Consider the following 14,294-nt stretch of genomic DNA (forward strand, 5'->3'; position numbering starts at 1 on the left):
ACCGCAGTCTCATTGTTGTGCGCAACGGCCTGCACGGTTGGCAGATCGCCGAGGGTGACTTTCAATGGTCGGCCGTGAAATTCAAGGAACCTGAGTATGCTGATTTATCGCAAATGGGCTGCCGTGCTAAGCATGGTACTGGCCGTCATGACGGGCAATACCTTCGCTCAAGATCGCCCGGAAGTCGCAGATAAGGTCGCTGCGTATTCGGGTGAGGCCGGGGTGAAAGTCTGGACACTGCGTATCGGGGCCCGTGACGAAAATCAGGCACTGGTGCAAGTGGAAGGGGCTGACCACGACTGGAACCTGAAAATCCAAAAGATGTCTGTCGAGAAGACCAGCAAGGACACGCGCTATTACACCACGGTAGACGGTCAGAAGTTCGTCGTACTGATTCTGCAAAACGGCTGGGGAGAGCTGTACTTGCCAGGCGAAGCAAAAGCGCTGGCCGTCGCCTATAACGAGGCGCTGGCGAGTCAGGGCAATGCGCAAGCATTTCTCACTGACTATCTCCAGGCGAACTGAGCCATGAGCCTGTTGAGACGATGGTCGTGGGGCCTGGCGATGTTGCTGCTGCCGCTGGTACTGATGGGCTGGAGCAGCCTTCAGAGCTGGCGTGCCGACAGTACCCTGGAAGAAGCGCAGGTGATGCGCCAATGGCTCGCCAGCCCGAGCGATGAATTGAGGCAGCAACTGCCGCAACAATGGCGCAAAACGCCGGTACTCCCGGACGACAGCCTGCGCGGCTACCTGCAGCGTGAGGTCGCTCGGGCCGATGCCGACCAGGGCTCGGTGCACATGCGCCAGGTCTTGGCGTTTCTCGGTTACTGGCTGGCGGTCGCGGCCGTGCTGGCGGGCTGCGCGACCTGGGTAAAACTGCGCCTGGATGCCTGGCGCGCGTTGCGTTCGCGGGACTTTCTTTATGACCGACTGGTCCTGAGCTGGCGTGCGCTGGGGCAGTGGCTGGTGGTCTACACCGGGTTGATAGTGGGGGCGCTGGCGATGGCCCTGCTGTATGAAGTCAGCTGGGGCTGGAGCAACCGCCAGAACAGCGGCATGGTGATACTGCTGGTGGTGGTGCCCTTGCTGGTGATGCTGTACCTAGGCGTGCTGTTGATTGGGCGCCTGCGTCGGCAATGGCAGGATATGGAAACGCCGCAATCCGGGTTTCTGGGGCGTTCAATCAGCCGGGCCAGCGCCCCGGCCTTATGGGAGTGGATAGAAAAACTGGCAGCCGTCACCCGCGCGCCCGTGCCAGACCACATCGTGATTGGGGTCGACCAATCGTTTTTCGTCACCAGTGTCCAGGTGGCCCTGCAACCCTCGGGGCAACTGTTGACGGGCCGTACGATGTACCTGCCGCTGACTTTCCTGTCGACCTTGAGCCAGGAAGAAGCCGCCTCGATTATCGGCCATGAGCTTGGCCACTTCAGCAGCCGCGACACCGAGCGCGGCAGTGAAGCCGGGGCACGGTTCAGCCTGATGTACATGCATTTCCTGAACATCAGCGCGGTGGATGACATGCCGTCCTGGATCGAACGCCCGGCGATCTGGATGACGTGGCGCTTTCTGCACCACTTCCAGATAGCCGTGCACCATTGGAGTCGTGCGCAGGAATTGGTGGCGGATAAGGTCGGGGCGCAAATTGCCGGCGAGCGGCTGTTTTGCCAGGCGCTGCTGCGCGTCATCGCCCTTGATGCCGAAGTCAACAAACTGCTTGGGCAGCGTACCCACAGCAACTTGATCCAGGCGTTAGCGGACCACCTTCGCCAGGCTCCGGTGATCTTGAACGAGGCGGTGATGGATCACGCGATCGCTCATCCGTTCGATACCCATCCCCCCACTGCCGTGCGCCTGCAGCAACTGGGTGTGGTTCTCGACGACCAGTTGCTGGCCCAGGCAACACGGACGCCCACCGCGCACGACCGGCAGTGGTTCAGTCAACTCACTCATGATCCGCAGTCGGCTGAAGATGCCAACAAGAATGGAGTACCGGTATGAACCACCCTGATGATCCACTGGCCAGCCTGGCCCAATCCCTCACTGAGGATTTTAATCAGCACACTGGCGATCAGTTGCAGGCGGCCATCCAGGAACGCGAGGAGTGGTTGGCCGAGGTTCCCGCAGTCACCGAACTGGCCTACCCACGCAAGGTGCGCCGCACCCTGTTGCTCTTTTCAGTGTTCGCTTTCGTGATGGCGGGCGGGAGTGCATGGGATGGCAAAAACGCGTTGATGGGAGGCATTTTTGCAATCGTGGCGCTGGTCTTGCTCAGCGGGGTGTGGCTGCACCGTCGGGCCGGCGAAGAAATCCTGATGCGCCTGACCCATAGCCACTTGTGGTTTCGCAACCTTGATGCAGAAATCGATCTGCTGGATATCGGCGATATCCACATCAAAGAGGGCCGCATCAAGCTATGGATCACGCTGACATTGCGCGAGGGTGCGCCATTGCCCGCCTGCAAAAACGCTGCGGGCCCCCTGATGCCCCACGTCAAGATCAAGCGCTCCCGGGAGCCTCAGATATGCCTGACGCTGTTCGGCCTGCAACTGAACGGTAACGTCCTCACCGGCGAACAAGTGCTGGAAATGCTGGACACCTACTGCAACGCGGCGCGTGTAGAGGGTGAGTTGCGGGCGTTGAAGGCTTCCTGAAGGGGTAGGGGGCTACACCCGTTTGTGGCGAGGGCGCTCGCGCCTCGCCACACACATTGATGTATTCGACAGTTTCAGCGACTTGCCTCGGTACGCCACAGCACAGGCCAATGAACCTGCTCCAGCCCCATGCAGGTGTTCATTTCAGCCGCATGGGTCAGCGTGAAACCGTTACCGTCGTAGCGCCAGCGCAGCGCAGTGCCACAACCGCCCATGCCCATCGCCATTGCCTGGCTGCTCAGCTCACCCGTGGCCGGATCAAAATCGACCAGGCCGTTGGGCTCTCTTTCCGGCAGATTTGGCACTTCGGCGACCCGTGCTGGGCGCGCCTGCTCAGGGTGGTCCAGGGGCGCCTGGTAGATATTGTAGAAACAGTTGTATGCCCCACAGCCGGTTTCGATGATCACCAGCGCTTGATCTGCACTCAAGGCATAGGCGTTTGCCTTTGGCGCAACGCCTTCATTCAGATCCGCTTGCCACTCCTTGCGCGTGGCCGCCACCACGGCATCCGCGACTTCTTTTGCCCTGTCCGGGGTTAGCGCAACGGGTGCCTGCCAACTCGGTGCCGGCGGTGCGGCCGGTGCTTGCGGCACGCTGCTGGCGGGCGCCTGCCCCTTGGAAATCAGTGCGTCCTGTGTACCAACGCGCCCCTGGACCGAGTCGATCAGCAAAAGCGCCGCGCTCATCCCGTTTAGCGAGGCGACGGAGGTACCGCCCTCAATGGGTAAAATCAACTCCCGCCCGTTGCGCAACTCTGCAATCAAGGCGTCGGCATTCGTTCCGGTCAGAGCAAACACCTCAGATACCTCACCTTTTTTGAGTTCGCCAGGCTCGAATCGATTTTTCAGCGGCTTGCCATCGAGTGTTGGCTGACCCTGGGGGGCGGTGTAGCTGAACACGCCTACCCGCAAGTCTCCATGTGGTCCGGCTTCACGGGTTACCCGCAGGCTGAACGTCGCGATACCGATATCGTCACGCTCCGGGACGGCACCGATAGCCGTGCAGGCACGCGTGTTATCACAGCCGATAATCCAGTCCTTGATCGAACGCTCCAAAGGGACATTGTCGGCGGCGTTCGCACTGGTAACTGCAGCAGCCATCAGGAATATGAGGGGGAGTCGGGTCATCAAACAGGTGCCTGTAGACTGGAAAAACGCTATTAGGGCAGGGTTCTTTGCCAATACCTATTGCATGGCCGTCAGGCACAACAGAAACCCTGGCTGGAACAATCGGTACGGTGTTCCAGCCAGCGCCTGAACGTGGGATGTCGCCAGTCCAGCGCGCTCCAAGTCAGGGTGACTTTGCGCCGTTGCGCCCCTCAATGCTGCGCACCAACGCCCCAAAAAGCTCACCCCGCGGCATCTTGCTCAAGGGAATATTCGCCTTCTCGAACCACTCCCGATCCGCCTCAGGGTGCGGGCCGCTCAGCACCACGACCCCGTTTTCATAGGTGTAACGCGCTGCCGCCACATCACCATTCCGGTAGGTCGCAATGGTTGAAGAAGGCGAGGTCGCGTCAGGCCTGGGGAAGTAAGGCCCATCCTGATAAAAGACGCTATCGGTTTTCCCATCCCACACAACCTGCACCGCCGCGTCTGCAATGCCCGCGACCTCAAACCCAGGCCTGCCCGCCTCTGAATCAAGGTCGTAGGGTATCAGGCCAAAGTTGCTGTCGTCGGCCAGATAAGCACCCATACAAAGCCCCAGGTAGCGCCCACCCTGGGCGACAAAGTCACGAATGGCCTGCACCCGCGCATCCCCCAAACTATCAAGCGCCGCAGGGATGTCCTGACCGCCACCCGGTTGAACGTAGAGGTCATAACGAGCGAGGTTTTGCGGCGTGATGTCGATCGATTCATCGGCACCTACAAAGTCAATCTGCGCAGTTGGGCGGACGCGCAGCAGGGCTGTTTTGACATTCTCTGAACATCCCTCGCAGCCCGCCGGGCCTCGGTAGATAGCGACATGGGCGATGGGTGTCGCGGCGTGCACTGAGGAAGGAAGCAGTGTGAAAAACGCAAAAAGCGTCGCGGCGATGGCGTGCAGATTCATGGTTGTAGAGTCGTCTTAGAGCTGATTGGGTCCGATCGGACTTTGTGATTCGAAGCCTAAAGCCAATAGCCAGTTGAAGGAGTTAACATTTGTAAAACGGCTAGGAAAAATCGGGATTGATGATCGCAACGACGGTTTTCCCATTGAAATTTATGGGTTTTCCTTTAGTGCATAAATATCGAAGAGAGCGTTTCTTCCATTTTCAGTCCCCGGAATTTTTCAGGCCGTTTGAGTCAGCTCTCGGCCATGCGCGAATGCTATCGGCCAATAGCACACACTCAAGTATCGACTATGCTTGGAGCGATTCAGCCCTGTACCTGAAGGATCTAAACAATGGGGTACCTTGTCGTTGCTCACGCGATGAATGTGAAGCCGGAGTTAGAACCACTTTCTACGTTGCCGGTGAGCATTGGTTGGTCATTGCACCAGGATGAAAACGCCACGTCGTTCTACTTAGACACGTTCAAGGCTGGCGAAGAACGGAAATGGCCCTTTACGTCTATGCCACCCATCAAGGATGTACCGCTTGAGCTCCCTCAAGAATTGGCAGCGCTATCGCGGATATACAAAGTGCTTAAGGATGCTCAGCTAGCCGACTACTTCAAGAGAGCTTTCCTGAATGTGAATTTAGCGCTGAGTAAAAGCCTTCAATTACACGTTTGCAGCTTTTGCACGGATGACGACGGGCTGGATTTTGTGTGTGTATCGTCGAATGGTGAACTGCAAAGACTGCGTTGCGTTTGCGGTGATCTGGATATCACCTACGAGCTTGGGACGGTCATGATCCAGCCGCTTCTGATAGACGGCGTTGAAGGCACCGATGTAAGTGGTCTGCATGACCCAGAGAGCGGCATTCACGTCTTGAGTCGGAATATAACGCCCTCGTCGTTACTGCATGCAGTGGCTTCAGCAGAAACCACTCGCTTTCTACAAGCAGAAAGCCCCCCTCTGGGTCTAGGTAGCTTCGATGGTCTGGACGTCGCACCGGTAAAGATTGCAGGCTCTAAGATTGCCTCGCTGAAGCCTGAGGTGGTTGCTCAGAAAGCGTGGTGGAGGCGGTGGTAGTTGTATCGACGACTTCGACCCAAGCCAGGAGGTTTTCCGGGGAAAAGGAGCCAATTATCAGCATCGAAAAATTGGGGCCGATAATGGGGGTCAGTTTTCAAGAAGCTACCCGTCACGATGGGCTGCAATCGGCCAATAGCGGTCCCTCCGTCCAGAACCATTTTCCACCTTTAGCAGTCACTCAAGCCGACCACTTTTTCTTATTCGCCTTATCTCTACCTTGTAAATTTGCTCGTGTTCGAGCCGCATATTAGATGACATAGTCATCCACTGATCCGGACCGAGCCCCAAGCTCTTCAACCTCCCGAACCACCGTGCCAAGAATGCCGATCCCTTCATGAATCTGCTGCGTTGTCAGGCCGGCATAGCCCAAAATGAGCCCTGCCGGTCGCTCGTATTCTACCGACGTGGGTTCGGCAAACAGCGGCGAAAGCGGATATACGCCAACCCCGCGTTCGAGCGCTATCGCCTGCAACGTCGGCTCATCCTGAGCGCGAAGCGCGGGTAGCGTTAATACGCCGTGTAAGCCCGCCGCCATGCCGGCCAGTTGCCCATATTCCGCCAGATGCTGTTCAAAAGCCTCCAGTAATGCCCTTCGCCGCAGTTCATTTTCCCGCCGCAGGCGGCGAACGTGACGCTCATAGGTTCCACTTTCGATCAATGAGGCGAGCACGTTTTGCTCCCAGCGCGGTGAGTGTCGATCGGTCAGCCGTTTTGCTTCACGGAAAACGTGAACCAACTCGCGTGGAAGAACCAGATAACCCAACCTGAGTTGCGGTGAGAGTGCCTTGGAGAACGTTCCGACATAAATGACGCGAGCATCTGCGTCCATGGATTGCAGTGCGTCGATGGGCCGCTGGCCATAGCGAAACTCGCCGCCGTAATCGTCCTCAATGATCCACGCGCGATGTCGCCTCGCCCAACTCAGCAGTTCGAGGCGACGTGCGACAGGAAGCACCGCCCCCATGGGAAACTGGTGCGACGGAGTGACAAAGGCCAGGCGCACGCGATCACCTTCCGGCAGAGCACTGGTATCCAGTCCAGAGGCATCGACGGGTATGGGCAACGCCGTCGCGCCCGTGGCCTCAAAGCAATATCTGGCCATGCGGTAGCCAGGCTCTTCGAAGACGAATGCATCTTGCGGGTTCAGCAAAAGCCGGGCGCACAGGTCAAGTCCTTGCTGCGAGCCATGCACTACGAGTATTTGATCCGCATCGCACGCCAGACCGCGTGCGCGTCGCAGATAACCTTGCAGCGCATTGCGCAAGCGCTCTTCCCCTTCGGGGTGGCCGTAAGCGAGGCTCGGTTGACGCTTGACTAGTTCGGAACGGTAGGCGCGCTGCCAACCCAGCGCCGGAAAATCCCTGGTAGCGACTGAGCCGTACCTGAAATCGATGCGGGCTTGGGGTGACGCCATGTTGTACGGCTTCATGATGGCCACTCGTTGCCCGTAAAGGGAAAGCACTGGCGGCAGTTCCTTTTGCTGCGCCGAGTCCCCTTGGGCATGCCCGGATTGAGTGCTGATTATGCTCGCTACCGTGGCGGCCTTGCCCACTGATGTCAGGACAAAGCCTTCGGCCGCCAGTTGCTCGTAAGCCGCCGTTACCGTGGTTCGCGACACGCCGAGTTCGGCCGCGATTGCCCGCGTCGACATGAGCCTCGTGCCGGCGGCAAGCGTGCCGTCTTCTATCTGCGCGCGCAGCCTGGCATAGATCCGACGTTGCGCGCCGCGGGAAAATGCATCCGGATTGGCTGAAAACTGGCCCATGGAAAAACCTCGAAACTGGCACTTTCGATGATGCGGATCGTGGTCGACATTATGGACTCCCAACAATCCGTAGTGAAATCCCATGTACATTCCCGAACACTTCGCAGAGCACCGCCCGGAACAGTTGCACCGAATTATCCGCGACAATCCGCTGGGCATCCTCGTGACTGAGGGTGAATCCGGCATGGATGCGGACCACATTCCCTTTGAACTCGATACCGGCCACGGAACATACGGGTTGCTGACCGCTCATGTGGCCCGCGCCAATCCTGTGTGGCAACGTTGCGCCGGCGGCACGCCTGTCATGGTGATCTTCAGGGGGGCAGAAGGCTACATTTCGCCCAACTGGTATGCGTCCAAACACGAAACGCATCGCCAGGTTCCCACATGGAACTACGAGGTGGTGCATGTGCATGGCGTCATGCGCGTGATGTCGGAAGAAAAGCTCCTGCGCCGCACCCTGGCCCAGCTGACTCGCCACCAGGAGTCCAAGGAGATCAAGCCCTGGAAGATGGGCGATGCGCCGCGTGAATATCTGGACGAGATGGTGTCGAGAGTTGTCGGTATCGAGATCGAAATGCAGTGCGTTGAATGCAAGCGCAAGCTCAATCAAAACAAGTCGCACGCTGATCGCTTGTCTGCGATCGCGCACTTGCGCGAGCGCGGGCACGTTGAGCTTTCTTCGATAATGCTGGCCAACCTTGAGCAGCCGGATCAGGGGGCAGCACCGTGGACCTTGAGTTGACCACCACCACGATTCTGGTGACCTTCGCCGGAGTTTTTTTGATCTGCTTTATGAAAGGTGCCTTCGGTGGAGGCTTCTCCATTGTCGGCATTCCGCTGCTGTCGCTGGTGATGGATCCGCTCACAGCCGGCGGACTGCTAGCGCCGTTGTTTATCGCGATGGACCTGTTCGGCCTGCGTTACTGGAAGCCATCCACTTGGTCTAAACCCGACTTGGTGCTGTTGTTACCAGGTCTGATTGTCGGCATCGGTGTCGGCTATCTACTCTTTCGCGTCATGGATCACCGCGCAGTCGCGTTAGTGATGGCGGCGGTTACCCTGATTTTTGTCGGCCTCTGGTTCAAAACCGGTGGGGAAATCAGGGTCAGCCAGCGCTCATCGCTCAAGGCGGTGTCCGCAGGCGTCACCTCTGGGATCACGACTATGGTCGCGCATTCTGGTGGGCCACCATTAGCGATGTACCTGTTGCCGCTCGGTCTAAGCAAGAAAACCTATGCCGGCACCACCAGCATGTTCTTTACCGTAGGCAATCTGCTCAAGGCAGTGCCTTGGCTGCTGTTAGCCAGGCCCACCGGTAACGTGCTAAGCCTGATGGTCATCTGCCTGTTAGCAGTTCCAAGTGGTGTCTGGCTGGGCTGGCGACTGCACACCAAGCTGGATCAACGCCAGATGTACCTTGCCTGCTACTGCCTGCTCGTAGTCACGGCGGTAAAACTTCTGTGGGACGGCATAAGTGGCTATATCGTCTGAAAATGCCTCACCACTATGAGGCCCAACGTTACGGCTATTATCCGATTGGCTGCCAACGGAATGTTAGCAGTCAGAGGCCGTTCAAATGGCCTGTGACCCCACGATGCTCTGCTCGGCTAGGCGTGCTTCATCGAGCTAAAATTAGCGCTTGAGGACTTCGTCAGGGTAGTAACCGAGCATCTGAACTGGACGCAGATACTCAGACGGCGCTCCGAACAATTTAATCGAGCTGCTTAGAGTGACGAAGTTGAGATTGAGCGGCGGCGTAATATCACCGGCATTGCGTGCCGTCGCTTGAGCCTCATCGAGTGCCTCGGAGATGCTGTTGATTGCAGCTCCGGAACACTCCGAGGAAGGCATCACACAGCATTTGTGTGAACTGGCTTGCCTGCATTTTGGCTGAGCCGAATTCGGACTAAGCGGCAGTAAAACCGGTCAGGGCTTGGACAAGCTCCTGAACCCAGCTTGGCCACCCACCTTAACAACCAACCAGGCCAGCAGCACCAATCCCAAGGTTGCCCAGGGGATCGATCCCACGCCTGTCGTCTCAAGCAGTACACCGCCCACTACGGCACTGCCCGCAAACGCGAGGTTCAGCACGGTCACCAGCATCGACTGAGCCACATCGGCACCGTCGGCAGCAGCATTCGCCAAAGCTGTCTGTAGCAGGGTCGGTGCACCGCTGTAACTCAGGCCCCAGGCAGCCATCGCCACATAAACCGCTATGGCAGGCAAGCCACCCAACGCCAATGCAAGCGATACCAGCGCAAACCCGGCCAGGCTCAACAGCACCAACCGCCGCAGCCAGCGGTCAATCAATAGCCCAGTGAGCCAGATACCCACGAGAGCCGCAATGCCGAACGCAAGCAATGCCTGCTCGACCTGTCCATCCAACCCGACCGATGCCAGGAATGCCGCAATATAGGTGTAGAGCATGTAATGAGCCATGATCCACAGCATAACTACCGTCAGCACCGGTCGCACGCCTGGCCTGGACAAAACATGGCCCAGGGACAAGCGCTGGCCAGCCCGTTGCCCGGCAAAGTCAGGGACATTCAGCCGAATCCAAACCATCAGCGCCAGGCTCAACGCCGCTAGCAGCCCGAACACATTGCGCCAACCGATCTGCTCACCCAGCCATGCACTCAGTGGTACGCCCAGCGCCAAGGCGACGGGGATACCCAGCATAGCCACTGCCATCGCGCGGCCTTGCAAGGGCGCGGCGACCATGCGTCGCGCATAACCGGCCAACAGGCTCCACGCCACACCAGTGGCGACCCCGACGATCAGGCGCGCGACCAGGGTGAGGGCAAAATACGGCGACAAGGCAGTTACCGCGTTGCACAAACAGAACACCCCCACTGTCAGTAATAACACAAGGCGCCGTGGCCAACCTTGCAAGGCCAAGGTCAAGGGAACGGCCGCCAGCCCGGAACCGAGGGCACACGCGGTGACCCATTGCCCCGCCCATGCCTGGGAAACCTCAAACGTGTCGGAGATGTGTGGCAACAGGCCGGCGGGTACGCTCTCGTTGGCAGTGGCGATAAAACTCGCGGTGGTCAGGGCCAGTAAGCCAGTGATAGGTAGTTCTGAGGACGGCGGGGGGGTGGGTTGAATCGATTCTTCGCGGTTCATGAGCTTGCTCGAAAAACAGGTGAGGCCTGATTGTGATGAAGTGTCTGTGATTTGATAATTGGTCTAGAATTTGATGCTTAATCAAATCTGGATTGAAGATGGCCACTGATCGATTGGGGGACATGCGCTTGTTCGTTGAGGCTGCCGACCTCGGCAGTCTTTCAGCCGCTGGACGCAAGTTGGGGTTGTCGCCGGCGGCGGCCAGCGCACGGTTGCTCAAATTGGAGGCGGCGCTGCATACCCGCTTGTTTGATCGCACAACCCGTCAACTGCGGCTGACTGATGAAGGCCGGTTCTATCTGCAGCAATGCTGGGTCGCCTTGCGCGCCATTGATGAGGCGGAGGCGGGGTTGCAGGCGAGTCAGCAGGAAGTACGCGGTAAAGTCCGTCTGTCTGCCTCTACTGACTTTGGCCGTCACCTGCTTAATGACTGGCTCGAGACCTTTTGCGCGCAGCATCCGCAGTTGAAGGTGGCGCTGACCTTGTCGGACGCTATGTCTAACCTGGTACAGGACGATGTCGACCTGGCCATTCGTTTCGGCCCACTGCGTGATAGCTCGTTGATCGCCCGGCAACTGGCACCCAACTGGCGGGTGCTTTGTGCCTCGCCGGACTACCTGGCGAGCCACGGCGAGCCGCAGACGCCGGCCGAGCTCACCGGGCATAAATTTATTCTGCTGGTGACTCCGGCGGGTCCTTTAAACACCTTTCATTTCAGGGTGGACGGCCAGACATGGAACCACAGTGTGCCATTGGAAAGCGCCTGGGAAACCAACGATGGCGCCGTGGCACGTGCTTGGGCATTGGCCGGTCATGGCATTGCACGCAAGACCATTTGGGACGCAGCAGCGGATATCCGTGCCGGGCGGTTGAAGGTGCTGCTGCCTGACTATTGCGTAGCAGAAGCTGGGGTGTTTGCGGTGCTGCATGGCAATCGGTACCGAATTGCCAGAGTGCGGGTCCTGTTAGACTTTCTGGTGGAGCGTTTCAAATGTGCCACCGAGGAACTTCTGCGCGACGTCGATGTGCCGAGGTTTTAAATGAATATGAACAGCTCTGGCTGACTTACCATTTTCGCCATAGGCGCAGCAGCTTTTTACATCTACCGTTCGCACAAGCGGAAGGTAGATTACGAATTTGTTTCAACCATCTGCCAAGCGGTACAGCGCCTGAGCATGAGACGCCGCCAGCCCAATGCGCTGCAAATTACGGCGACTCTGTGAACTTGGAAGCGCAGTTGCAGCAATCACCAGGCTGCCGTGCTTCTTTGCTTGCTCTATCCGGTGAGATATCAGCGCTCCATGATAGCCCAAGCCTCGTGCATTTTTTCGAGTGGCAGCCGTGCCCAGGTAGGCAACGCCATTGGTGGCCAGGTACATCAACGCGCCTGCAACGACTTGCCCATCAGCTTTAAGGACGTAGATTTTCAGGCGTTCATTCGACATCAGTCCTGCAAAACAAGCCTGGCTCAACTGACGATGCTCTGGCTTGGTATGAAAGCCACTCGCATGAACTGCCGCGAACTCCGGGAGAGAGTCTGAAGTGGCCTCTTCGATGTTGAATAATTGGGGGGTCAACACCGCATCCTCGATGGGGCACGCAAGCTGCAGATGCGTCCACCCCCTCAAACGCTCGAATCGCTCCTCACCCACAAAAGCGAATTGCTCCAACGTCGAGGCTTTCCCGATAAGGGGCGTTACTGTTGAATACTCCGCTGACTCCTTGAGCAAGCTCAGCAGTGAAAGGGGGTTGCCGGTGCTGTCACCGTAGATACGATTGAACATCGGGCTAGGTGTTGCCTTCACCTGAAAGCACGGAAAGGCCCCATTGAAAAACACACAAGCACCAAAAGGATTTCCACTAACCCGCGACAAGCTCTCAACGCGGGAACACAAGTACTCGCTTTCTGCGGCTTCGATGGCATGCGCCCATTCAACATCCATGTGCATCGTCTCTTTGCAAGATTTCCAGGGAAGGTAGCGGTAATCAACCCCTACGCACCTGCGAGGGCAGTGAAATAGATTGTCGGGCCAATGGGAGAAGTTTGGGCATCTGCCACAGAAGAGACATCGCTTGGCTTGTAGATAATCGACCCGGCTGCCTACATGCTCAAAGCCAATCCGATGTGCGATGACTTGATGGAAGAGGCAAGCCGCTATGCGTTATCCGGCCCACGCTCAAAATGAACACGCCACGTCCAAATAAAGGAGCAGAAAGGGCCCGATTCATTTGATTGAAACCCGATCTGCCCGTAGCGACGCTCACGCCTGGACTATCCAGCGCTTGAATCAAGCACCGGCCCATGCTCCCACTCACTGATGAAACCGGCGCCCCAACGCATCCAACCGCACCGCAATCGGCGGCAGCCGCTCACTGCTCCTGGCCAGCGTCTCCACATCCTGCGCCGTATTCTGCGCGATGCTCTGCACCGACTGCAGCCGCCCCACAATCTCCACATTCGCCGTGGATTGCTCCCGAGTGGTCGACACAATCCGCCCATTCAACTGATCGATCTGCGAAATATCATTGCCCACCGCCCGCAGCATCTCCACCGCCAATTGGCTGTCCTCCACGCAGCGCTCCACGCCCTGGCGACTGTCGTGCATGGCCTCTACCGCTTGCCGGCTGCCGTGTTGCAACCCTTCAATAATCGTCTTGATCTCCTGCGTCGACACCGCCGTGCGTTGCGCCAGGCTGCGTACCTCATCGGCGACCACGGCAAACCCGCGCCCTTGCTCACCCGCGCGGGCGGCTTCGATGGCGGCGTTGAGGGCCAGCAGGTTGGTCTGGTTGGCGATGCTGTTGATCACCTCCAGCACCGAGCCGATCTGTTCGGCTTGCACGGCCAGCCCTTCGACCGTCTCGTTAGTGTCGTGGAGGCGGGTGGCGAGTTGAGTGATTTCCAGCTGGGCGCGGCCGACGCTTTCCTGGCCAAGGATGATCTGCTGGCTGGCTTGCCCCGCGTGCTCGACGGCATGCTCCACGTGCACGGCGATATGGCCCATGGCATCTTCCATGCGCTGCATGGAACCGGTCATCTGGGCGATTTCCGCCAGTTGGTGGCGCGCGCCTTTTTCCAGGGTGCCGCTGGCGTGAGCCAGCTCCTGACCCAGTTGGCCGAGGCCGTGGGAGTCGCGGGCGACGCCGTCGATCAGGCCGGTGATCTGGGTCAGAAAGTGATCGAAACGGGTGGCAAGGGAGACATGGACTTTTTCCGGACTGCCCTTGACGGCCTCACCGCTGAACTGCGTGGTGACGGCGAGCATTTTTTCAAGCATTTCCTGGCTTTCTACCGCTTCGGACTGGCTGTGCACCGCGAGGTAGAGCAGGGCGACCGTCTCCATCACCACGTAGAACGCGTGGATGAAAATCATGCTCCAGCCGCCGTGATGCTCCATCACAAACACCGGGAAACCCTGATGCTGCAACGCATGAAACACCACGTGATGCACCGCGATGGTGACGGCGGCCACCAGGATAGGCAGCCAGTCGCGGTAGAAGGTCAACACCGCCAGCAGCGCGAAGATACCGAAGTGCGATTCGATGACACCCTGGGCCTGGTTGATGTGCAACGCCGCCATCACCATCAGCCCAACGCCAAGGGCGCAACGCATCAGGCGGGTGCC

The 14,294-nt window shown here is 58.4% G+C and carries 13 protein-coding genes; 7 read left to right on the top strand and 6 right to left on the bottom strand.

The genetic code is table 11. The annotated features are described in order from the left end of the window. Window positions 1–96 precede the first annotated feature (96 nt). From HX869_RS08115 to HX869_RS08125, 3 genes are read left to right on the top strand one after another with little or no spacing between them, the layout of a single operon-like run. Window positions 97–525, top strand: coding sequence for a hypothetical protein (locus tag HX869_RS08115; RefSeq protein ID WP_003210496.1), 429 nt, complete (start codon window positions 97–99; stop codon window positions 523–525). A gap of 3 nt (window positions 526–528) precedes the next feature. Continuing rightward, on the top strand, window positions 529–2,001 hold the full coding sequence (locus HX869_RS08120; protein WP_023658733.1) for a M48 family metallopeptidase: 1,473 nt from the start codon (window positions 529–531) through the stop codon (window positions 1,999–2,001). Continuing rightward, on the top strand, window positions 1,998–2,654 hold the full coding sequence (locus tag HX869_RS08125) for a hypothetical protein (protein ID WP_177045014.1): 657 nt from the start codon (window positions 1,998–2,000) through the stop codon (window positions 2,652–2,654). Before HX869_RS08120 ends, HX869_RS08125 begins: the two co-directional genes overlap by 4 nt. A gap of 74 nt (window positions 2,655–2,728) precedes the next feature. On the opposite strand, the gene HX869_RS08130 is transcribed toward HX869_RS08125, so the two are convergent. Both HX869_RS08130 and HX869_RS08135 read right to left on the bottom strand, forming a co-directional pair. Beyond that, entirely contained in the window at window positions 2,729–3,781 is a 1,053-nt protein-coding gene (locus HX869_RS08130; RefSeq protein ID WP_177022075.1) for a DUF1176 domain-containing protein, read from the bottom strand. Window positions 3,782–3,944: 163 nt separating this feature from the next. Beyond that, window positions 3,945–4,706, bottom strand: coding sequence for a BPL-N domain-containing protein (locus HX869_RS08135; protein ID WP_178902964.1), 762 nt, complete (start codon window positions 4,704–4,706; stop codon window positions 3,945–3,947). 333 nt (window positions 4,707–5,039) lie between these two features. Between HX869_RS08135 and HX869_RS08140 the strand changes: the two genes are divergently transcribed. Next, complete coding sequence (locus HX869_RS08140; RefSeq protein WP_177019861.1) at window positions 5,040–5,771, top strand: hypothetical protein; 732 nt, start codon at window positions 5,040–5,042, stop codon at window positions 5,769–5,771. 250 nt (window positions 5,772–6,021) lie between these two features. Here the strand turns inward: HX869_RS08140 and HX869_RS08145 are convergent, their stop codons facing one another. Continuing rightward, window positions 6,022–7,623 (bottom strand): PLP-dependent aminotransferase family protein, encoded by a 1,602-nt coding sequence (locus tag HX869_RS08145; RefSeq protein WP_256736754.1) that lies wholly within the window; start codon window positions 7,621–7,623, stop codon window positions 6,022–6,024. Between HX869_RS08145 and HX869_RS08150 the strand changes: the two genes are divergently transcribed. Both HX869_RS08150 and HX869_RS08155 read left to right on the top strand, forming a co-directional pair. Continuing rightward, complete coding sequence (locus tag HX869_RS08150) at window positions 7,622–8,284, top strand: FMN-binding negative transcriptional regulator (RefSeq protein ID WP_008432591.1); 663 nt, start codon at window positions 7,622–7,624, stop codon at window positions 8,282–8,284. The genes HX869_RS08145 and HX869_RS08150 overlap by 2 nt on opposite strands. Further along, the gene (locus tag HX869_RS08155; protein ID WP_003210527.1) at window positions 8,269–9,033 is read left to right on the top strand and encodes a sulfite exporter TauE/SafE family protein; all 765 of its coding nucleotides are present in this window, start codon (window positions 8,269–8,271) and stop codon (window positions 9,031–9,033) included. The genes HX869_RS08150 and HX869_RS08155 overlap by 16 nt, the downstream gene beginning before the upstream one ends. Before the next feature lie 435 nt (window positions 9,034–9,468). On the opposite strand, the gene HX869_RS08160 is transcribed toward HX869_RS08155, so the two are convergent. After that, window positions 9,469–10,668 (bottom strand): MFS transporter, encoded by a 1,200-nt coding sequence (locus tag HX869_RS08160; protein ID WP_177039825.1) that lies wholly within the window; start codon window positions 10,666–10,668, stop codon window positions 9,469–9,471. A gap of 98 nt (window positions 10,669–10,766) precedes the next feature. On the opposite strand from HX869_RS08160, the gene HX869_RS08165 reads away from it, so the two are divergent. Continuing rightward, on the top strand, window positions 10,767–11,708 hold the full coding sequence (locus HX869_RS08165; RefSeq protein ID WP_177036102.1) for a LysR family transcriptional regulator: 942 nt from the start codon (window positions 10,767–10,769) through the stop codon (window positions 11,706–11,708). A 102-nt stretch (window positions 11,709–11,810) separates the two neighbouring features. Here the strand turns inward: HX869_RS08165 and HX869_RS08170 are convergent, their stop codons facing one another. Together HX869_RS08170 and HX869_RS08175 are read right to left on the bottom strand one after the other, a co-directional pair. Next, complete coding sequence (locus HX869_RS08170; RefSeq protein ID WP_178902965.1) at window positions 11,811–12,611, bottom strand: GNAT family N-acetyltransferase; 801 nt, start codon at window positions 12,609–12,611, stop codon at window positions 11,811–11,813. Between the two features lie 369 nt (window positions 12,612–12,980). Further along, window positions 12,981–14,294 (bottom strand): methyl-accepting chemotaxis protein (locus HX869_RS08175; protein ID WP_178902966.1); only part of this gene is annotated, 1,314 nt, incomplete at its 5' end.

This window comes from Pseudomonas sp. P7779, assembly GCF_013386315.1.
Taxonomy (GTDB): Bacteria; Pseudomonadota; Gammaproteobacteria; order Pseudomonadales; family Pseudomonadaceae; genus Aquipseudomonas.